We start from the raw sequence: 19,948 nt of genomic DNA on the forward strand, positions 1-19,948 counted from the left end.
GCCATTACAAACCCTACTCCCAACAGGCGGAACTTAGGGCAAACTGCTTTAGATGTATTTTACTATATAGCAAATAAATTTAAATAGTCATAACCTATCAACTAAACTTATAGCATCGTTTTTACAACCCTTTACACAAACTCCACAGCCTACACATTTAGTCTCATCCACAAACGCTTTGCCCTCTACCATTGATATTGCCCCTTTTTTACAAAATCTTAGGCATATCTCGCATCCCTTGCACAAAATAGGATACACTCTTGCAACCTTTAATTTTCTTGGACTCTTTTGAACAGTATTGTTAGTATTTTCAACTTCGTTTAACTGAACACCTTCAATCTGAGGATTAACTACTCCAATTCCAAAAAAATTATTTAAATTATTTCTTGAAAAACACCCCAATTTCCCCTTATGATGCCTTCTACCTCTATATCCGCACATTCGGCCTCTCATTTATTATCACCTCTAAAGTTTAATTTTAACAAAATTAATATAAAATATCCTTTATCGACTTTTTAATCTAAATTTACTCTGGAGGAAAGATGAGAATTCACACTCTTGATCTAAATTTTTTAAATTCAAAGCAAGTGCTTAGTAGCTATCTTGTAGAATCAGATCCGCCATTTCTGGTAGAAACGGGTCCTGATTCTACCTTTGAAAATCTGAAAGCTGAATTGAGAAAGTTTGGTTATGAAATAAAGGATATCAAATATGTATTTATCACCCATATACATCTGGATCACTCTGGAGCCGCATTCAGATTCGCAAATGAAGGTGCAAAGATATACGTTCACCCAAATGGCAAGAGACATCTCGTGAACCCTGAAAAACTTATAAGATCAGCCACAATGGTTTATAAAGAGAGAACTTATGAACTCTGGGGAGATACCCTCCCTATTGACGAAGAAAAGGTAATTGAGACCTCAGATGGGCAAATTATAACTATAGGCGATATCCAGGTTAGAGTATTAGACTCTCCAGGACATGCAAAACATCACAACGTTTATTTAATTGACGATCACCTGTTTACGGGTGATACCGGAGGAGTAAGAATAGGCAATGGCCCTATTATGCCAGCAGTCCCACCTCCTGACATAGACATCCCCATCTGGTTAAAAACTATAGAGAAAATGAAAAGTTATAATGCTACTTATATATGTCCATCCCACTTCGGCTGCTTCAGCGATGTTGAATATCATCTCGAAACTTTAAGAAAAAACCTTATAAAATACGATGAATTCATAAAAAAGCAAATCAAATTTTCAGATGACTATAATACACTTTTTCCTATATTTAAAGAATATGTAGACTCATTTTTCACAGATAAAAAGGTTAGAGATTTCTATCAGTTTGCAAATCCTGATGAAATGAACCTTGCAGGGCTGATCAGATATGCGAAGGTAAATAAGTTTGACGTAGAATGATAAAATCCTGAACTAAGTAGAGTCTAATATAACTTTCATTTCTTCTTCTTCTAGATCATTTACATTTTATCCCAATTCGTTTTTCCATGATAGAAAACTACTGGAATAATTGGCTCTAATGACCTTTTATTTTTTATATTCTCTTCCCATATTGCAAGCATATATGAGAGTATCTGGATATTACTAAAGTTCCATGTCTCTGATTTGTGCTCCAGGAGATAATACACCTGGACTGAACTATTCTTTGTCTGAAATCTAAAAGCAATGTCTAAATTAAACCTCTTTGACATGAAAAAATAAATCAATATTGAACAAATGTCCAAATAAGTTTAAAATTGTACGAAAAATGGTGAGAGGGGAATTAAAATCAATACAGATCTAACCTTTATTACGAACGAAAATGGGCAAAGTTTACTTGAGCGCTTTAAGGTATTGGTAAAGGACGCTGAATTTTTCGACTGTCTAGTTGGCTTTTTTTACACAAGCGGCTTTTATAATCTTTATGAGGCCTTTGAGAACACAAAAAGAATTAGAATTTTAGTTGGGATTGGCACAGATAAAATAACTCATGATCTTATTCAATATCAAACCTCCTATCATCAGATAAGAGAGCTATATTCAGATAGGGTGAAAGAAGAGATAGAGAGCTCAGAAAATAAATATGAAGTAGAAAATGGAATTGAACTTTTTAAAAAGTGGCTTAAATCTGGAAAAATTCAGATCAGAGCCTATCCAGAAAGAAATTTACACGCGAAACTATACATAATGAGCTTTTCTGAAGATGACAGGGATACAGGGCGCGTCATAACAGGTTCGAGCAATTTCAGCCAATCCGGCCTGATTAATAATTTAGAATTCAACGTCGAGCTAAAAAATGTTAGCGATTACAAGTTTGCCAAAGAAAAGTTTGAAGAACTTTGGGAAAACTCTGTTGAAGTAAGTGAAGACTATATAGCAACCGTAGAGCAAAAGACATGGCTAAGAAGTGACATATCCCCTTATGAATTATTTTTAAAATTTTTATACGAATACTTCAAGCGCGATTTGGAAGAGTCAGGCGAGCTATACAATTTAGAGCTTCCAGATGAATTTTTACACCTTGAATATCAAAAGCAGGCTGTCATAAACGCAAGGCGTATCGTGGAAGAATACGGAGGGGTCTTCCTGTCTGACGTTGTGGGGCTTGGCAAAACCTATATGGCAGCAATGCTTGCCTCACAGCTTGATGGCAGAACTCTTATATTAGCCTCTCCTGTTCTAATAGATCCCGAAAATCCTGGCTCATGGGTAAACGTGTTCAGGGAGTTTAACTTAAAATTCGAAGCAGAATCCATTGGGCAATTAAAAAGGATAAAGGAAAGATTCAACCTTGATAAGTACAAAAATGTCATAATAGACGAGTCTCACAGGTTCAGAACTGAAGACACAGTCTCTTATACCTTTCTTTCTGAAATATGTCGTGGCAAAAGGGTAATATTGGTTAGTGCAACTCCATATAACAATTCTCCAAAGGATATCCTGTCTCAGATAAAACTATTTCAAAATCCACGAAAGAGCACAATACCAGGCATATCAGATTTAGAGGGTTTCTTTAACAATCTGGAAAAAAATTTAAAAAATATAGACAAAAGGGAAGACCCAGAAGAGTACATCGAAGCAGTTAAGGAAAACGCATATCTCATAAGAGAAAAAATTTTAAAATATCTTATGATAAGGCGAACAAGAAGCGAGATAGAAAGGTATTTTTCTAAAGACTTAGAAAAAAATAAATTAAAATTCCCTCAGGTAAACGATCCAATAGCTCTATTTTATGAGTTAAACGACGAAGAAAGCGAAATTTTTGACGAAACCATAAAATTAATAACCAAAAAAATTCGCTACGCAAGGTACACCCCACTTCTTTACTTGAAATCAAAAGATCTCTCGGCCATAGAAAAATATGGACAGCTAAATATGGGTACATTTATGAAAGTGCTACTTGTAAAGAGACTGGAGAGCTCTTTTTATGCATTTCGACTAACGATAGATCGCTTTATAGATGTCTATAAAAAATTTATAGATGAATTTGATAGAGGAAGTGTATATATTAGCAAAAAGTATACCAATAAAATATTCGAATATATAGAAAATGACGATGACAAAGCTATTCAGAGGTTAATAGAAGAAGATAAGGCTGAAAAATATTCAAGCGATGAGTTTGAAGAAAAATTTAAAGAAGATCTAAAAAATGATTTCGATACTTTTTGCAGGATAAAAGAGATATGGGAAAAGGTTAATAGAGATCCAAAGCTTGAAAAGCTCCTTGAACAATTAAATACAAATAAAATTTTGAAGGATAAGAAATTAATAATTTTTAGCGAATCAAAAGATACAGTAAATTATATTTCAAAAGAGATTAAAAAAAATCTTAATAAAAAAGTGCTGGTATTCAGCAGCTCATCAAGCAATAATACAAAAAACATCGTTATAGAGAACTTTGATGCCAAAGCGAAGAATAAAAGAGACGACTACAATATACTCATTTCTACTGAAGTGTTGTCTGAAGGCGTGAACCTACATAGGTCAAACGTGATCATAAACTATGATATCCCATGGAACCCCACAAGGATGATGCAGCGAGCAGGCAGAATAAACAGAGTTGATACGAAATTTGATGAACTATATGTTTTTAATTTCTTCCCCACCCAACAGTCAAACGATCAGATTAACCTCAAAGAAATAGCACAGGCCAAAATTGATGCCTTTCTCACACTACTTGGTGAAGATGCAGCAGTGCTAACTGAGGGTGAACCAATAGGCTCACATGAACTATTTGGAAGATTGACTTCAAAAAATACAATTACTGGAGAAAGCGATTTAGACAATAGCGAATTAAAATACTTTAGACTTCTTCAAGATATCAGGGAAAACAATCCAGATCTGTTCCAAAAAATTAAATACCTGCCAAAAAAGGCAAGAAGTGCGAAGGTTAATAAAGAAAACACTGGTTTGCTCACTTATTTCAGAAAAGGCAAGGTTGAGAAATTTTACCTTGCAAAAAGAGGCAAATCAAGCGAATTAGATTTTATGAGCGCAGCATCCCTTCTGGAAAGCGCACAAGAAGAAAAAAGAGTAAGTCTGCCTGAAAATTTTTATGATCTTTTAGACTTAAACATAGAACAATTCTCACAAACCTTAGACAGCGCTGAACCCATTTCCACAAGAAGAGGTAAGGATAAATCCCAAACTATATTAAAATATCTTAAAGCAATGGACAAAACTCCTCTTACAGATACGCAAGAACAATATATAGAAATTTTGCAAGAGAAATTAGAAGGTGGCGCAATTCCTAAAAAGATTTTAAGCAAAGTATTAAAATCTATAGAAAACCTAAAAGAGCAAAAGATAAATTCTTTAAAGCTTCTGGGCGCAGTGCAAAATGCTATACCTGAAAGGTTACTAAAAGATCACTACTCAAGCTCTTCATCTGATGAAAACATCTCAAATAAAACAGAAGTAATTTTGTCCATGTATCTAAAGGAGGGGTAATGAACGAAAATCTATTCAAAAATTTAATAAAAGATATCTTTGAAAAATCGTTTGATAAAGTTCAGTTCACAAAATTTTTAAGAAATCTTCTTAACGATTTTGAGAAAGATACTTTCAAATACGTTGGCAATTATATTCCCGACAGCTTTGAACAATATATTAAATCTTTTGAAAGAATTGGCAAATATAAAGATAATAAAAAAGAAATAGATCTATTAGTAGTTCATTTAAAAAGTGAAACCTCTCTATTAAGGGCAAGAACTGCTCAGAGAAATTTTATCGGATGGTTTTTAAACGGCAGTAGAGGCGGCAAACTTAAGGACGCAGCGCTCGTCGCTTTTGTATCGCCTGATCAAGAAAATTGGCGCTTTTCCTTAGTAAAAATGGAATACAGGTTTGATGAAAATGGCAAGGTGATAGAAGAGCTTAGCCCTGCAAGAAGATATTCATTTCTTGTTGGAAAAAATGAAAGCAGTCACACAGCACAGTCTCGCTTTCTACCCTTACTCTCACCCGATAAAAAGCCTACACTTGATGACCTAGAAAAGGCGTTCAGTGCAGAGCGCGTAACCGATGAATTTTTTGAAAAGTATAAAGAGCTATTTATAAAAACTGTAGACGAAATAGAAGAAAGAGTAAAGACTAACGAATCCCTAAGAAAAGAATTTGAAATCAAGAATATCAACGCTGTAGACTTTTCCAAGAAACTACTGGGTCAAATTGTATTTTTATATTTCTTACAAAAAAAGGGTTGGCTTGGCGTTCCTAAAGCAAAAAATTGGGGAGAAGGGGATAAAAATTTTCTGCGCTCACTATTTGAAAGATGTATTGAAGAAAAGAAAAACTTTTTTAACGACTACTTAGAATATCTTTTTTACGACGCCTTAAACAATGAAAGAAGCTCTCAGGCAGATCCTAGCTGGCATGAACGTTTAGACTGCAAGATACCGTTTTTAAACGGCGGTCTATTTGAACCATTTGGTGAATATGACTGGAAAAATATAGATCTATTAATACCAGATGATCTTTTTTCAAACAATGCCAAAGAAGGTATCCTGGACATATTTGATTTATTTAACTTTACGGTAAAAGAAGATGAACCGCTTGAAAAAGAGGTAGCAGTAGACCCAGAACTTTTAGGCAAAATCTATGAAAAGCTAAACGCAATAAGAGAGGACAATTTCGAAGAATATAAAAAAGCACTGAAGAGTAAAGGTTCGGAAAATAAGTTTAACAAAGAATATGGAGTCTACTACACCCCCAGAGAGATAGTGCACTTTATGGCACAAAACGCTCTTGTAGAGTATTTGTTTGAAAATCTTAAAGGTAAATCCCAAAATTTAGAAAGTCTGAAAGAAGATTTAAAAGCTTTTATTTTTCACTCTGAAAAGTTTATAGAAAATGATAAAACTGCAATAGAAAAGGGAGAAAAAATTGAAAAAGGAGAACAAAAAAGTACAAAATATACTTCAAAGATCCCCGCTTTTATACAGGAAAACGCTAAAACAATAGATAAGCTTTTAGAAGACATAAGAATATTAGATCCTGCTGTAGGTTCTGGAGCTTTCCCTATAGGTCTTATGCACGAAATCGTAAAGGCAAGAGAAGTCCTAAATTTATATATTGGCGACGAAACTAAAACTGCCTATAATTTCAAGCGCCACTCTATACAAAATTCTCTATACGGAGTAGATATAGATAAAGGTGCAGTTGAGATTACAAGGCTAAGATTCTGGCTATCTCTGGTAGTGGACGAAGAAGATTTAACCCAGATAAAGCCTCTTCCAAACTTAGATTACAAGCTGGTCTCTGGTGACTCCTTGTCATGTATTCAAAAAGACTTATTTAAAAGTTTTGATACTTTAGAGCAGTTGGAAGACGAATACCATACAACAACTAATTTAGATAGGAAAAGAAAATTAAAAAGAAAAATTGATGAAGAGATCAAAGAGCTTACAGATGGTCATACAGAATTTGACTTCGAAGTTTACTTCTCAAAAGTAATGCGCAGTGGTGGCTTTGACATTGTAATCGGAAATCCACCGTATATACAGCTGCAAAAGAATGCTGGCTTACTTGCAAAAAAGTATAAAAAATTTAATTACGAAGTGTTTAACAGCATGGGGGATATATACACTCTTTTTTATGAAAAAGGCATAAATCTATTAAAAGAGGGTGGCCATCTTTGTTTTATAACATCAAACAAGTGGATGAGAGCAGGTTATGGAGAAAAGTTAAGAGAGTTTTTTATAAAGCAAAATCCTAAGATTTTAATTGATTTGGGTCCTGGTGTGTTTGAAAGCGCAACAGTAGACACAAACATCTTACTTATACAAAAGAAAGATAATCAAAATAAGCTTACCGCTACCACGCTGCAAAAAGAAGACAAAAAAAATATACTAAATGCAATAGATAAAAAAGGCATACTACTTGAAAAACTCTCTAAAGATGCCTGGTTTATAGGAAGCAGTGCTGAGCAAAGATTAAAAGAAAAGATTGAGCGTCTTGGCAAACCGCTAAAAGAATGGGATGTGAATATTTATCGTGGCATAATAACAGGCTTAAACGAAGCATTTATAATTACCACAGAAAAAAAAGATGAGATACTTACAAACTGCAAAACTGAAGAAGAAAGAGAAAGAACAAACAAAATTATAAAGCCAATTCTTAGAGGAAGGGATATAAAGAGATATTATTATGAGTGGGCGGGGCTGTGGGTTATCGTGATTCCTGCCGGATGGACAAATAATAATAAAGGTAACGAAAATGCACAATCATTTATTGAAAAAACTTTTCCTTCTTTAATGCAACATTTAAAATCCTTTGAAGCAAAGGCAAAAAAAAGAGATGACAAAGGTGATTATTGGTGGGAACTACGCCATTGTGCCTACTACCCCGAGTTTGAGAAGGAGAAGGTGGTGTGGGCAGAAATAGTTAGACAACCGCAATTTTATTTTGACAATGAAAAATTTTATGTTGAAGCAACAAGTTTTTTGATGACTGGTAATAATGTAAAATATATCTGTGGTTTGCTAAATTCAGGGCCAGTAACCTATTTCTTTAAAAATTGGTATGCTGGTGGTGGCTTGGGTAAAGAAGGATACAGATATAAAAAGGCATTTTTGGAAAATTTACCCATTCCCTTTATCACCTCTTCTAACTCTTTGCTGACCAAACGCATCGAGGATCTTCTTGACAAAATCCTTGTCGCCAAAAAAGAGAACCCGCAAGCGAATACTCAGGCTTTTGAAAAAGAAATAGATGAACTGGTTTATAAATTGTATGATTTGACGGAGGATGAAATAAGAATAATAGAGGGAGGGAGATGACGCTATGATAAACGAAGTTGAAATAGAAAACTTTCGTTCAATAAAAAGTCAGAAAATTAAGTTGGAAAATTTTAATATCATTATTGGTGACAATGGAACTGGTAAAACATCAGTTCTTGAAGCAATAAACTTTGCTTTATCACCATCATTTTTGTCTGGAAAAGTTAAGCACACAGATTTTTATAATGGTGAAGACAATCCTATAAAAATAAAAATTGGATTTCAAGAAAATTTAAAAGTACAGCTTCCAGATGGATACACAAAACAAGAAATCCCTTTTAAACAAGTTTTATTACAAATAAAATTCAGAGAACGCAAAACACCAAAGAAAGCATTTTCAGATTTAGTAGTGATTGAGCATAGAATTGAACCATCAGATACAATATCGAAAACTTCTAAAGGGTGGTCTATTAAAAGAAAAAATGGAAGAGATTTTAAATTTAGAGAACAACTTTTATCTTTGAATATAATTGAAACAAAGGATTTGCCAAGAAGTTTTTATTTCAACAAAGGCAGAGATAAGTAATTACAAAGAGGGTTTAATTCATCAATAAATACTGTTTTTGACGATTTGAATTGGCGATTTTTAAAAAATGAAAAGAGTCAAAATTTCTTTACAGAAAAAAGTCAGATTGAAAAAGAAAAAATACTTGATTTAATTGATATTAAGGAAAATGTATTTAAAAAATTAAATCAAAAACTTAAAGATTTTAGTATTGATAACATAGATATTTCATTTATTGACGGAAAAGCACCATTCAATAATGCCTATTTAAGTAAAAAAGAATATATTGATTTGCCAGTTAAATATCTTGGTTCAGGAGTGGAGATGATAATTTCGCTTATGTTTCTTGAAACAATGGCTTCCATGTCAAAAGAAAAACTTGTTATCCTGATTGATGAACCCGAACTGCATTTACATCCCTCTTTGCAATACAAGCTTTCTGAATATTTAGAGAATATTTCTAAACAACATCAAATTATTGTTTCAACTCATTCGCCAATATTTTTTAAGAATTGCATCGGAAAGGATAATATTCAATTGTTAGTAGCTAGAATTGAGAATAATGAGGTTCAGATTGAACAAAGTAAAAAATTTGATTTATTCCCCTGGAGCCCAAGTTGGGGCGAAATAAATTATTTTGCTTTTAACCACCCTACCATAGAATTTCACGATGAGCTATATGGTTATTTGCAAGAGAAGTCGAAAAAATACAAGCAGACCGAATTTGAAAAGTGGCTTTGTAATAAGCGTAATAGCGTTCGGAAAACTAAAAAATGGACGAAAGAAAATAATGGTAACCCAAAATGCAAAGAAATAGAGGTAACTTTACCAACCTTTATAAGAAATAAAGTTCACCATCCTGAAAATCAAACTATGAAAGACAAAAATTTTAGCGATGAAGAATTAAAAGAATCAATTAAAGTTATGATTGAGTTAATTAAAAGATAATATCTTTATGAGAGGCGAACCTATCAAAGTAAAACAATTACTTCAAAAAGCAAGGGATTCAGCAATACTTGCGGTTGAATTTTATAATAAGCCTGCTGTTTCTTTTAAATCAGGAGGCTATATAACAATGATGTGTATTGCCTGGACATCTCTATTTCATGCATACTTCTTGAAGAATAAGATAAAACCCTTCTATAGAGAGAAAAATAGTGATCAAAAAAAACCAAGGTTTGAACAAATAATTGAGAAATTGCCAGATGATCAAGAGATAAAAGAAAACAAATGGTGGGAGTTGCAGGAGTGTGTTAAACAATATTTTAAAGATAATAACCCACCGGTAAGAAAAAATTTAGAGTTTTTTATTCCATTGAGAAATAAGATTGTTCATCGAAACCTTCCAGAACTTGATGATAGTATTTTTGGGGAATGTCAAGCACTGCTTATTAACTTTAATAATTTTATGGAGCAAAATTTTGGTGAAAAATATTCTATCAAAAATTCACTTTCCTTTAGTTTACAATTGGCACGGTCACCAAAAAATTTTATAGAAGCATCAAAAAATGAATTAAAAAAGAATGATGCTCAAAAAATTGTAAACTTTATAAAAACTTATCGGTCATCGCTGACTACAGATCAGTTTGAATCACCTGAGTACTCATTTAAAGCTTTGCTTATCCAAGTAAGAAATCATGGAAGCAGAGATGCTTTAGCATTGGAATTTATAAATGAAAAAGATTTAACAGAGGAACAAAAAGAAAAACTGAAAATTGGAACGGTACTAATAAAAGAAAAAAAAGAGTTGATTGATGGCATACCTAACAATTTTCAATGGACATATAAAGAATTGCGAAAAGAAATAAAGACAAAATGCCCACATATTAAACAAACTATGTTTAACAAACTTAATAGATATTTAAGAGAAAGATATAAGAACAAACTTGCTTATGAAAGAGTACATAATCCTAAAAGTGAAAAAAAAGCTTCTACATGGTATTATGATCCTAAAATTATTGAAGAATTTAAAAAAATATATCCTCCCATCACCCCTTCCAACGAGCAGTTGGTCAAACGCATAGAGGATCTTGTTGACAAAATCGATGCTGCCAAGAAAGAGAACCCACAAGCAGATACTCAGGCTTTTGAAAAGGAAATCGACCAACTTGTGCATAATATAAATTATATAACTTAACACAGGATGAAATAAAAATAATAGAGAAATGACACCAAAAATAGTCTTATTAATAGCAACAAAATTAGCATCTTCTTAAGGAAAGAAATCAGCATTAGTTAACAATCTATTAAGAAATAGACAATATTGTATATAAAATATATAATTTTAATTAAAATTAAAAATAACATGAAAGGAGTTAGTGAAGTATACCAAATTACTATACAAAGCAAAGCCATTAAAAATATCAATTCTTTTCAGAGAGTGTCATTATTTAGGAATATGTATAGTAATTTGGTTAGCAGTTTTTTCAAGCAATTCAGCGCTGCAGGCAGCACAACTTTGCGGAATTGATTCGACAAATAGTACAAAAATATGTCTTATTTTAGGTGACAATACCTCTTTAGTTTCAGTAAGCTGGTCAGGCCGTAGTTAATTGGATGGCAGATGGTCCAGGAAACCTGACCTATATTTACAAAATTTCTGATAAAGAGTCGATGGTTCAGGGCAGCGTAGAAATGAAGGCTGGGCTGATAAACGGCAAGGCAAGCCTTAATATATAGATCAGTTCAACAATGACCAGTAAGAAATTTCAATTTACCCGTTCATCTTCTGTTAATATTCGTTCGTGTATAGTTTTCTACAAGAATTAAAAATGGAGGTGTGTTATGAACAAAGCAAAAAAATTTGCAGTTCTAGCTCTTGGAGGAATATTACTTACTACTTCAGTAGCAGGAATAGCTACAGCTAATCAGTATGTGACTGGCTCTATCAAGGTTACACAGGACAATGAAGCAAGCTATGCAGACCTGTCGAACACAACAGTTGATCAGGCAATATCCAGTGCACTTGCAGCTCAGCCAGGAAAGGTTATCAAAGCAAAGCTCGAAGATGAAAATGGCACATTGGTCTGGAACGTAGATGTAGTATCAAACAATCAGATGTACGAAGTAAAAGTAGATGCAAAGGACGCCAGAGTCTTAAGCACAGGAGTAGATCAGACAGATAATCAGAAAGAAAGCGTTGAAGAAAAGGATTAATTTTCTTGGGGGGCTTGTCCCCCCTTTATTTATTGAAAAATTTAAAGGATTAAGGTAATATGAGCACAATGAGAATTTTGATAGTAGAAGATGAAAAAACTCTTGCAAATTTAATAAAAAAGGGCTTTGAGGAAGAAAAATTTGCTGTAGACGTCGCATACAACGGCGAAGATGGGCTTTTTTTTGCTAAAAATAATACTTATGATGCTATAGTACTTGACATTATGCTTCCCATAATTGATGGCATTAGCTTACTGAAAGAATTAAGAGAAGAAAATATCTCAACTCCAGTTATTATACTTACAGCCAAAGATTCAGTAAAGGATAAGGTTTTAGGTTTAGACAGCGGCTCTGACGACTACCTTACAAAACCATTTTCATTTGAAGAGCTACTTTCCAGGGTAAAAGCTTTAATAAGGCGAAAATTTGCTGCATCAAGCCCAATAATAAAGATTTGTGATCTGGTAATTGACACAGCAGAAAAAACAGTCAAGAGAGGTAACAAGAGAATTGATCTTAGTGCAAAGGAATATGCACTTCTTGAATATCTAGCCTTAAACAAAAACAAAGTAATAAGTCGAACAGCAATAATTGAACACCTATACGATGAAGACTTTGATTTATATAGTAACGTTATAGACGTATTTATAAATAGAATCAGGAACAAAATTGATAAAAATTTTGATAAAAAATTAATCCATACATTTCGTGGCATTGGTTATAGCTTAAAAGAGTGAATTCTATAAAATTTAAGCTGTTCTTATACTACTGCATTATATCCTTTACAATATTCGGGGTATTGGGGATTTTTTTATACTTTAGTCTTGAGAATATCGTTTTAGAATCAATCGATAACGCTCTCATTGCAAAGGCTAAGGCAATAGCTACACTTATCAATGAAGACAATGGCATAAACTTACAATTTTCAGACGAAATCATGAAAGAATATTCTAAAAGATCAGATCAATACTTTCAGATAATTCAGAATTCAAAAATTGTCGAAAAATCTGAATCTTTAGGCTCTGATAGTCTGCCAATCGTAAATTCAGCTCAGACCATCCATTTTAAAAATAAACCCCTTCGCATTGTTTTGTACAACATAACTATAAATAAAGATCATCTTGTAATCGAGTGTGCTCAGGATATTGAAAGCAAAGTAGATTTTCTCAAAACATACCTCAGCATACTAATTCTGTCTATTGCAGGCGCAATTCTTTTGAGCGCCTTAGGAGGCTTATTTATTGTAAACATAATGCTCAAGCCAATTAAAAAGATCTCTCACACAATCAGCAAACTTTCTGAGTCAAATTTGTTTCATAGTCATATTGACGAAAACGTAGTAGATGAACTAAAGCCTCTTGCAGTCTCATTCAATCGTACCTTTGAAAGGCTTGACAACGCATTTACTAAACAAAAGCAATTCGTCGCAGATGTCTCTCATGAGTTAAAGACTCCCCTTAGCGTAATACTGATGGAAACAGAGATTGCACTCAGAAAACAGCGAAGTATTCAGGAATACATAAACACCATTAATCAGATAAAAGAGACTTCCCAGCATATGAAAGGCATTATAGAAACGTTGTTCAAGCTTATAAAAATAGAAAACACACAACTTCTGGAAAAGAAAACTCTCGACATTAAAGAAATAATTCAAAGATCATCTGCTCTGCTAAAAGATCAGATAGAAAAAAGAAACTTAAAGTTTAATATTCAGGGTAGCACATTTTTGATTGATGCTGATGAAACGCTAATTATGGAAGTCTTCTTAAATCTTATAGACAACGCAATCAAGTACAATAAAGAAAATGGCACAATAGACATTATGATTTATCCAGAAAAGCGCGTGGAAATTATTGATAGCGGCATTGGAATACCGAAAGATTCGCTTAACAGAGTGTTTGACAAGTTCTACAGGGCAGACCCTTCCAGGTCAAAAGAAATTGAAGGCTTAGGGCTGGGCTTTAGCCTTGTAAAGGAAATTTTAGATCTGCACAATGCAAAGATTGAAATAGATAGCACGCCTAACATGGGGACAAAAGTAAGCATATTATTTTAAAAGCTTATTCAGATTTCAATAATAATTCAACCAATTTATAATTTGCGCCTTGCTTTTAGTATTTTCTTTGTCTACATTCTTGGCATTATCTGTGGCAATTTGTATTTTATCATCATGGTCTTTACAAAATTTTTCATATTTTTTTATAGATTTTTCATAAGAGCTATCCATAAAAATTGATATAATAAAAACAAAGATGTCATAACTTATAAAAGTTAAGATTGATTCTGAAAATTTAATTTATTTACAATCTTTAAAAAATAGAGTTACGAGGTCTTATGCCAACAGTTTTAGAAAAAAATAATTGTAAAGAAAAACTAAAGGTTCATCCAATTGTTAAATGGGCAGGCGGAAAAAGACAGATCATTTCTGTGATTAAAGAAAACTTGCCTACACAATTCAATCGATATTTCGAACCCTTTATAGGAGGCGGCGCTGTCTTTTTTGAAATACAACCTGAAAATGCCTATATTTCTGATACAAATGAAGAGTTAATAAATCTGTACCTTGTAGTAAAAAATAATCCTGAAGAACTGATAACCGATCTTCATAAGCACAAAAATTCCAAAGAATATTTCTTAAAAATTAGAAATGCTGACAGAGATGATAACTATAAAGAATGGTCAAATATCCAAAAAGCAAGTAGGTTTATATACCTAAACCGAACTTGTTTCAATGGACTTTATAGGGTTAATAGTAAGGGACAGTTCAATGTACCTTTTGGAAATTATTCAAACCCAAAAATTGTTGATGAAAAAAATATTCTAAATTGTTCAGAAATTTTACAAAGCACAGAAATAAGATGTGCAAATTTTACAGAAATATTAGAACATATAAAGAAAGGCGATTTTGTTTACTTCGATCCCCCATATCTTCCTTTAAATAAATCGTCAAACTTTACGTCATACACAAAAGAAGGATTTGACATAGGTATGCAATTTAGACTCAAAGCTGTTTGCGATGAGCTTGATAAAAAAGGTGTAAAATTTTTACTTTCCAATTCTGATACAGAGGTTATAAATGGACTATACGCATCATATAATATCAAAAAGGTTTTTGCATCACGCAATATTAATTCAAACTCAAATGGGCGAGGCAAGATAACTGAAGTATTAATTAGAAATTATTGAACAAATTATTTAAAATATACAAAATCAACTTAATAATGAGTACCGTTAACTTAATTGCGTCAGATTCTTCTTCCTTAACTTTCTCTTTTAATATAAGGGAGGATTACTTAATGATTTTATATTTTCAATTCAAATAAACAAAATTACTATTTGCTATTAAGGAAAAATGGCGAATTTGTTTATCTTCAGGTATAACCACTATCCTAGAAAGAGCAAAATAATATGTTTCTAGTACCTAGAAACGTCTTCTTTTACAGTTAAAAACCCACTGTCCGTTAACAACAACAAACTATAGTATTGACAGTAATTAAAAGTTATAATACACTTATAAAGTTAGATAACTCTAACTTAGGAGGTTTTAATGGAAGAATATTTATTACATCTTTTACGTAAACACAAAGGGCTTACATTCGATGAAATATTAAAAAAAACTAATTTAGAGCGAGGTGATTTATTAAAGATAATATTCAAACTTGTTAATAAAAACAAAGTGGGTTATATGGATCTAAGTTTAAATATGTGTTCAATTTGTAAGATTTGTAATAAAAAACTTTTTCTTAAAGGAGGTAAAAAATGATCTATTTAAGTGAAACGCAAGAGGATTATTTGCTTGATATTTTTGAACAGACATCAAAAAATGCTGTAGCGCGTATTAAAGATATTGCACATGCACGAAATGTAACCTTACCTACCGTTGCAAGTGCAATAAAAGTACTTGCAGAAAAAAAGATAATCAAACATGAAAAATATGGTTATGTTATATTGACAGACTACGGCATTGAAATGGCAAAAAAATTGCTTGAAAGAAAGAAATACATATTGAAATTTTTAACATTTACCTTGGGTATACAGGAAAGCATAGCAATTAAAGATGCTCACAAACTTGAACACGATTTATCAAATGAAACTTATGAATGCTTGGTGAAACTTACAGATTTTTTTTCTAAAAATCCAAATATCAAAGAGCAATTCGAAAATTTTTCAAAAAAGGAGGCATATATGAGATTAAGTCAAATAAATGCAGGGGAAACTGCTAAGATTATTGGAATTGAAGGATCATCAATAAAAAGCAAATTGCTCTCTATGGGCACTACACCTGGTACGGCAATAAAGGTGGAAAAAGTTGCACCGCTTGGAAGCCCTATTGAAGTGACTCTACTTGGATACCATTTAACCCTTAGGAAAGATGAGGCGGAAAAAATAATTGTTGAAAAATAGAAATATACCGCTTATTTTAGCTGATGAGAATTTGGAATATGAAATTATTGGGATAGGTGGTGGTTGTGGCTTACGCGCAAAATTGTTAGAAATGGGATTTATACCAGGAGCAAAATTGAGGTTATTATACAAAGCAAATGGACCGTTGATTGTTGCGCTTAATGGTTCCAGATATACCATGTGCAAGGGTTTTGCTTCAAAAATAATAGTCAGGGAGGTTGTATGAAAGAATTTACAATCGCTTTAATCGGCAACCCAAACGTTGGAAAATCAGCAATTTTTAACGAGCTTACAGGTGCTAATGCTCATGTAGGTAACTGGCCAGGCGTTACTGTTGAAAAAAAAGAAGGTAAATTCGTTTATAACGATACAAAAATAAACGTAGTAGACTTACCTGGTATTTATAGCCTAACTGCAGCTTCAATTGATGAACGTATAGCGAGAGATTATATAGTTAAAGAAAAACCTGATCTGGTTGTATGTATAGTAGATTCCACAAATTTAGTAAGAAACTTATACCTCTTTATATTATTAAAGGAACTTGGTGCTAAAACTCTTTTAGCGCTTAATATGATAGATCTTGTAGAAAATAAAATCAAATTTGATGAGTCTAAACTTTCTGAAAGTTTAAAAACTCGAATTGTAAAAACATCTGCTACAAAAAGGATAGGAATTGATGAGCTAAAAAAAGCTATTTATGAAGAACTCCATAAAAATCAGGACGAATTTTTTGTTGATTATGGTAAAGATATCGAACATTCAATAAAAACGATTGAAAATTTGTTAAGCAGTGTTGAATTGCCTTATAACAAGCGTTTTTTGGCTATAAAACTTTTAGAACAGGATTCAGTTATTTCAGAGGAATTGAAGCGATTACACAAAGAGAGCATTGTTGAAAGCGCTTTAATGGAAATAAATAACTTGGAAGAAATTTATTCAGATTTAGAAACAGAAATTATTGAAAAAAGATACGCTCTTATAGAGGGAATCGTTAAAAGTTCAACTAAACATCTGGTAAGCATAGAAGATAGATTAACATTTTCAGACAAAATAGATAAGATTGTTACAAATAGATATTTAGGATTACCTATTTTTGCAATTGTGATGTTGATTGTCTTCAAAGCAACATTTACGCTTGGGGGGTTTTTTGTAGATTATATTAATCAGTTTTTTGATTTTCTTGGTAATTTCCTATCCAATTACATTCAAAATCCAATTTTACAATCGTTTATTAAGGACGGTTTAATTGGGGGTGTTGGTACAGTGGTAGCCTTTTTGCCAAATATACTAATTTTGTTTCTATTTTTATCCTTTTTGGAAGATGTAGGTTATATGGCAAGAGCTGCTTTTGTTATGGACAGGTTGATGCATAGTATTGGCCTCCCAGGTAGAGCTTTTATACCTTTAATACTGGGTTTTGGCTGCAATGTACCAGCGATTATGGCAACTCGTACCATTGCTGATGAAAGGGATAGGCTTTTAACAATACTTATAAATCCATTCATGTCTTGTACTGCACGTTTGCCTATTTATGTGTTGCTAACCGGGATTTTTTTTGAAAATAATCATCCTGAACTAATTATATTTTCACTTTATACTCTAGGTATTTTTGTTGCCATATTTAGTGCAAAATTGTTTAGAAGTACAATTCCAAAACTTAAAGGCAAAGTATCATTTTTAATTATGGAACTTCCTGTTTATAGGATGCCTACCATCAAAGCCGTATCAATACACACATGGGAAAGAACAAAGGAATTCTTGAAAAAAGCTGGTACGATAATATTGTTTGGCGTTATGTTGGTGTGGTTGTTATCAAGTTTGCCATTTGGTGTAGATTATGCTGGTGAAGATTCATTTGTAGGTATTTTGGGTAAATTCTTTGCACCAATTTTAACTCCAGCTGGTTTTGGATTCTGGCAGGCTGCAGTAAGCCTAATCTTTGGACTTCTAGCAAAAGAAACGGTTGTCGGCACTATGGGCACACTATTTGGTGGCGAAGACAAACTTTCGAGTTCTTTAACACAACTTATGACTCCTTTGAGCGCATATACATTTATGGTAATGAGTCTGCTTTACATCCCATGTCTTGCAACAATTGGTGTAATTTATAGAGAAACAAATTCATTAAAATGGACAGCATTTAGCGTTTTTTACAGCTTAGTTATAGGGTGGCTTAGCGCAACTTTAATTTATCAAATATTTTCATTAGCATTTCATTAATACAAAAAAATATTTTAGGAGGTTTATTATGAAAAGATTTTTTACGGCCTTTTGCTTTCTCTTCATTTCTGCTTATTTTGTCTCTTTTGCTTTTGCAGGGCCATTCTCTGATGTACCAGCTAATTCTTGGGCATACAAGGCAGTGCAAGATTTAGCAGCAAAGGGATTGGTCATTGGCTATGGCGATGGAACTTTTAGAGGAGAGAGACTTGCCACCCGTTATGAGATGGCAATGGTAGTTGCAAGAATGCTTGATATGTATGAAAAGGGTCAAAACGCTCAGGATCAAAAGATAGAGCTTAACGCTAACGACATCGCAACGCTTATGAAGTTAGCCCAAGAGTTTAAGTCAGAACTAGCATCTTTAAACGTCAGAGTTGCAGCACTTGAGAAGAAAGCAGCTCTTGACACTGTAAACTTCACAGGGGATGCAAGGTTTAGGTTTGGGAGCGAGAAAAGAACGTTTTATCCGATGGCTACATCTGGAACAAACGTGTTTATTAATACAGAAGGTTCATCTAAAAATGGATTTATAGTAGGTGACACCTCTCCTGCAATGTTAGCTCAAGATCCAAACCTTTCCCAGCAAAAGGACAATACGTTTATGCAGTATAGAATAAGGCTAAACGTATCAGCTCCTGTAGCAGACAACATATCCTTTAACGCAAGGCTTACAATGGAGAAGAACGCAGGAGTTAATTCAGACGGCTCTTCAAACAGCAATCCTTTGTATGCCTCTCTTACAGGTTACAATGATGACAACAACACGTTGTATGTAGAGAGATCTTACATCACCTGGACTCTTAACCCATATCCTGTAACCTTTGTACTTGGTAGACTTCCTACTATGGATTCAGGCGCTTATTACAACAACCTGTTTATGGATACAGGCACAGAAGGCGCTATGGCAATATTTGATCTGAGCAACATATTTCCCTCTACATCTCTTTCAGCTGCATGGGTAAAGATGTTTGATGCCGGGCTTATAACATCAGCAGATGAAGCAAGCGGTTTAAAGGATAAGGATGCCTACATCTTGAACCTTAGCACAAAATTATTTAATACCTTTGGTTTAGAGGCAGACTATGGAAACGTAAACAAGTTTTCGTATATGGGAAGTGCACCAAATGGCGTATACGGAAAGTATGATTGGTGGGCAATAATAGGTAACTGGACTATGTATAACGTAAATATGTGGGCAGGTTACAACGGCACATCTACAGATATGCCAGCACAGACCGCCACAGGTCCAAGCTTTACAAGTTTACATTCTGTAAATGGAGGAGCATTCAGAGTTGGAGCTACCATTCCTCTTCCAGTGGGCTCTCTTACAGGAGACTTCTGGTTTGGGAATAACAATGGGTCTATGCAATAATAACCAA

General features: G+C 33.3%; 19 protein-coding genes. 16 read left to right on the forward strand and 3 right to left on the reverse strand.

From position 1 onward, the window contains the following. Positions 1-87: 87 nt before the first annotated feature. Positions 88-441 (reverse strand): 4Fe-4S binding protein, encoded by a 354-nt coding sequence (locus TDSAC_RS07105; protein WP_199919751.1) that lies wholly within the window; start codon positions 439-441, stop codon positions 88-90. 101 nt (positions 442-542) lie between these two features. Here TDSAC_RS07105 and TDSAC_RS07110 point away from each other — a divergent pair, with 101 nt between their 5' ends. Then, complete coding sequence (locus tag TDSAC_RS07110) at positions 543-1,424, forward strand: MBL fold metallo-hydrolase (RefSeq protein ID WP_108309553.1); 882 nt, start codon at positions 543-545, stop codon at positions 1,422-1,424. A gap of 59 nt (positions 1,425-1,483) precedes the next feature. Here the strand turns inward: TDSAC_RS07110 and TDSAC_RS07115 are convergent, their stop codons facing one another. Beyond that, complete coding sequence (locus TDSAC_RS07115; RefSeq protein ID WP_108309554.1) at positions 1,484-1,714, reverse strand: Rpn family recombination-promoting nuclease/putative transposase; 231 nt, start codon at positions 1,712-1,714, stop codon at positions 1,484-1,486. A gap of 142 nt (positions 1,715-1,856) precedes the next feature. On the opposite strand from TDSAC_RS07115, the gene TDSAC_RS07120 reads away from it, so the two are divergent. Genes TDSAC_RS07120 through TDSAC_RS07140 form a run of 5 tightly spaced genes read left to right on the forward strand, consistent with a single transcriptional unit; the run spans position 1,857 to position 10,923 of the window. After that, the gene (locus TDSAC_RS07120; RefSeq protein WP_234405737.1) at positions 1,857-4,952 is read left to right on the forward strand and encodes a helicase-related protein; all 3,096 of its coding nucleotides are present in this window, start codon (positions 1,857-1,859) and stop codon (positions 4,950-4,952) included. Further along, complete coding sequence (locus TDSAC_RS07125) at positions 4,952-8,281, forward strand: Eco57I restriction-modification methylase domain-containing protein (RefSeq protein WP_108309556.1); 3,330 nt, start codon at positions 4,952-4,954, stop codon at positions 8,279-8,281. Before TDSAC_RS07120 ends, TDSAC_RS07125 begins: the two co-directional genes overlap by 1 nt. 4 nt (positions 8,282-8,285) lie before the next feature. Further along, a complete protein-coding gene (locus TDSAC_RS07130) occupies positions 8,286-8,807 on the forward strand; it encodes an AAA family ATPase (RefSeq protein WP_108309557.1) in 522 nt (173 codons plus the stop codon). A gap of 45 nt (positions 8,808-8,852) precedes the next feature. Beyond that, positions 8,853-9,734 (forward strand): ATP-dependent nuclease, encoded by an 882-nt coding sequence (locus tag TDSAC_RS07135; protein ID WP_199919752.1) that lies wholly within the window; start codon positions 8,853-8,855, stop codon positions 9,732-9,734. A 7-nt stretch (positions 9,735-9,741) separates the two neighbouring features. After that, positions 9,742-10,923, forward strand: a complete 1,182-nt coding sequence (locus TDSAC_RS07140; protein ID WP_108309559.1) for a DUF3644 domain-containing protein — start codon at positions 9,742-9,744, stop codon at positions 10,921-10,923. A 249-nt stretch (positions 10,924-11,172) separates the two neighbouring features. Here the strand turns inward: TDSAC_RS07140 and TDSAC_RS09205 are convergent, their stop codons facing one another. Next, a complete protein-coding gene (locus tag TDSAC_RS09205) occupies positions 11,173-11,298 on the reverse strand; it encodes a hypothetical protein (RefSeq protein ID WP_267894107.1) in 126 nt (41 codons plus the stop codon). Positions 11,299-11,342: 44 nt separating this feature from the next. Between TDSAC_RS09205 and TDSAC_RS09210 the strand changes: the two genes are divergently transcribed. The 10 genes from TDSAC_RS09210 (at position 11,343) to TDSAC_RS07185 (ending at position 19,941) form a co-directional block, all read left to right on the forward strand. Then, entirely contained in the window at positions 11,343-11,465 is a 123-nt protein-coding gene (locus TDSAC_RS09210; protein ID WP_267894108.1) for a hypothetical protein, read from the forward strand. A gap of 105 nt (positions 11,466-11,570) precedes the next feature. After that, entirely contained in the window at positions 11,571-11,942 is a 372-nt protein-coding gene (locus tag TDSAC_RS07145) for a PepSY domain-containing protein (RefSeq protein ID WP_108309560.1), read from the forward strand. A gap of 68 nt (positions 11,943-12,010) precedes the next feature. After that, entirely contained in the window at positions 12,011-12,679 is a 669-nt protein-coding gene (locus TDSAC_RS07150; RefSeq protein ID WP_108310357.1) for a response regulator transcription factor, read from the forward strand. A 62-nt stretch (positions 12,680-12,741) separates the two neighbouring features. Continuing rightward, a complete protein-coding gene (locus TDSAC_RS07155; RefSeq protein ID WP_234405738.1) occupies positions 12,742-13,998 on the forward strand; it encodes a sensor histidine kinase in 1,257 nt (418 codons plus the stop codon). A 278-nt stretch (positions 13,999-14,276) separates the two neighbouring features. Beyond that, on the forward strand, positions 14,277-15,128 hold the full coding sequence (locus tag TDSAC_RS07160) for a DNA adenine methylase (RefSeq protein ID WP_108309562.1): 852 nt from the start codon (positions 14,277-14,279) through the stop codon (positions 15,126-15,128). A gap of 361 nt (positions 15,129-15,489) precedes the next feature. Continuing rightward, on the forward strand, positions 15,490-15,705 hold the full coding sequence (locus TDSAC_RS07165) for a hypothetical protein (RefSeq protein WP_108309563.1): 216 nt from the start codon (positions 15,490-15,492) through the stop codon (positions 15,703-15,705). Next, positions 15,702-16,346, forward strand: coding sequence for a metal-dependent transcriptional regulator (locus TDSAC_RS07170; protein WP_108309564.1), 645 nt, complete (start codon positions 15,702-15,704; stop codon positions 16,344-16,346). Before TDSAC_RS07165 ends, TDSAC_RS07170 begins: the two co-directional genes overlap by 4 nt. Then, the gene (locus TDSAC_RS07175; RefSeq protein ID WP_199919754.1) at positions 16,336-16,572 is read left to right on the forward strand and encodes a FeoA family protein; all 237 of its coding nucleotides are present in this window, start codon (positions 16,336-16,338) and stop codon (positions 16,570-16,572) included. The genes TDSAC_RS07170 and TDSAC_RS07175 overlap by 11 nt, the downstream gene beginning before the upstream one ends. After that, complete coding sequence (gene feoB, locus TDSAC_RS07180; protein ID WP_108309566.1) at positions 16,569-18,566, forward strand: ferrous iron transport protein B; 1,998 nt, start codon at positions 16,569-16,571, stop codon at positions 18,564-18,566. Before TDSAC_RS07175 ends, feoB begins: the two co-directional genes overlap by 4 nt. 28 nt (positions 18,567-18,594) lie before the next feature. After that, the gene (locus tag TDSAC_RS07185) at positions 18,595-19,941 is read left to right on the forward strand and encodes a putative porin (RefSeq protein ID WP_234405739.1); all 1,347 of its coding nucleotides are present in this window, start codon (positions 18,595-18,597) and stop codon (positions 19,939-19,941) included. The last annotated feature ends 7 nt before the right edge of the window (positions 19,942-19,948 follow it).

This window comes from Thermodesulfobium acidiphilum (genome assembly GCF_003057965.1).
In the GTDB taxonomy this organism is placed as follows: domain Bacteria; phylum Thermodesulfobiota; class Thermodesulfobiia; order Thermodesulfobiales; family Thermodesulfobiaceae; genus Thermodesulfobium; species Thermodesulfobium acidiphilum.

Bases quoted from the DNA above. Each gene is read 5' to 3' on its own strand.
- TDSAC_RS07130 (WP_108309557.1), top strand. From the start codon at position 8,286: ATGATAAACGAAGTTGAAATAGAAAACTTTCGTTCAATAAAAAGTCAG.
- TDSAC_RS07105 (WP_199919751.1), bottom strand. From the start codon at position 441: ATGTGCGGATATAGAGGTAGAAGGCATCATAAGGGGAAATTGGGGTGT.
- feoB (WP_108309566.1), top strand. From the start codon at position 16,569: ATGAAAGAATTTACAATCGCTTTAATCGGCAACCCAAACGTTGGAAAA.
- TDSAC_RS07140 (WP_108309559.1), top strand. From the start codon at position 9,742: ATGAGAGGCGAACCTATCAAAGTAAAACAATTACTTCAAAAAGCAAGG.
- TDSAC_RS07170 (WP_108309564.1), top strand. From the start codon at position 15,702: ATGATCTATTTAAGTGAAACGCAAGAGGATTATTTGCTTGATATTTTT.
- TDSAC_RS07115 (WP_108309554.1), bottom strand. From the start codon at position 1,714: ATGTCAAAGAGGTTTAATTTAGACATTGCTTTTAGATTTCAGACAAAG.
- TDSAC_RS07160 (WP_108309562.1), top strand. From the start codon at position 14,277: ATGCCAACAGTTTTAGAAAAAAATAATTGTAAAGAAAAACTAAAGGTT.
- TDSAC_RS09210 (WP_267894108.1), top strand. From the start codon at position 11,343: ATGGCAGATGGTCCAGGAAACCTGACCTATATTTACAAAATTTCTGAT.
- TDSAC_RS07145 (WP_108309560.1), top strand. From the start codon at position 11,571: ATGAACAAAGCAAAAAAATTTGCAGTTCTAGCTCTTGGAGGAATATTA.
- TDSAC_RS07165 (WP_108309563.1), top strand. From the start codon at position 15,490: ATGGAAGAATATTTATTACATCTTTTACGTAAACACAAAGGGCTTACA.
- TDSAC_RS07125 (WP_108309556.1), top strand. From the start codon at position 4,952: ATGAACGAAAATCTATTCAAAAATTTAATAAAAGATATCTTTGAAAAA.
- TDSAC_RS07110 (WP_108309553.1), top strand. From the start codon at position 543: ATGAGAATTCACACTCTTGATCTAAATTTTTTAAATTCAAAGCAAGTG.
- TDSAC_RS07150 (WP_108310357.1), top strand. From the start codon at position 12,011: ATGAGAATTTTGATAGTAGAAGATGAAAAAACTCTTGCAAATTTAATA.
- TDSAC_RS07185 (WP_234405739.1), top strand. From the start codon at position 18,595: ATGAAAAGATTTTTTACGGCCTTTTGCTTTCTCTTCATTTCTGCTTAT.